Here is an 832-nt window from a genome sequence, read left to right as displayed (position 1 = left end):
AAGGCAAGCACGTAATCACGTGTAAAACAGAGCATAAAGCGGTTCTTGACCCATGTCGTCAGCTAGAGCGCGAAGGCTTTGAAGTGACTTACCTTGAGCCAGAATCAAATGGCCTTATCGATCTTGAGAAGCTGAAAGCGGCAATGCGCGATGACACAGTGCTTGTGTCTATTATGCACGTAAACAACGAAATTGGTGTAATTCAAGACATCGCAGCAATCGGCGAACTATGTCGTGAGCGCAAGATCGTGTTCCACGTGGATGCAGCTCAGTCTGCTGGTAAATTGCCAATCGACGTTCAAGAAATGAAAGTTGATTTGATTTCATTGTCAGCGCATAAGATTTACGGTCCAAAAGGTATTGGTGCACTTTACGTACGTCGTAAACCTCGTATCCGCCTTGAAGCACAAATGCACGGTGGCGGCCATGAGCGTGGTTTCCGTTCTGGTACGTTAGCAACTCACCAAATCGTAGGTATGGGTGAAGCTTTCCGCATTGCAAAAGAAGAGATGCAGAAAGATTACGACCACGCACTAGCACTTCGTAACCGCCTTCTTAATGGTGTGAAAGACCTTGAAGCGGTAACAGTGAACGGTGACCTAGAGCAGCGTGTACCACAAAACCTAAACATCAGTTTTGCTTTCGTAGAAGGTGAATCTCTGCTGATGTCGCTAAAAGATCTAGCGGTATCTTCAGGTAGTGCATGTACTTCTGCGAGTCTAGAGCCTTCTTACGTACTTCGTGCCCTAGGCATGGATGATGAGTTGGCTCACAGCTCGGTTCGTTTCTCATTCGGTCGTTTTACCACTGAAGAAGAAATTGATTACGCAAT

Annotated in this window: 1 protein-coding gene; it reads left to right on the top strand. The window is 46.4% G+C overall.

All coding sequences use genetic code 11. The features are described from left to right. Window positions 1–832 (top strand): aminotransferase class V-fold PLP-dependent enzyme (locus R7040_RS25590; protein ID WP_318097443.1); only part of this gene is annotated, 832 nt, incomplete at both ends.

The organism is Vibrio sp. 1069 (genome assembly GCF_033340555.1).
This window is presented reverse-complemented; position numbering and strand designations above follow the sequence as displayed.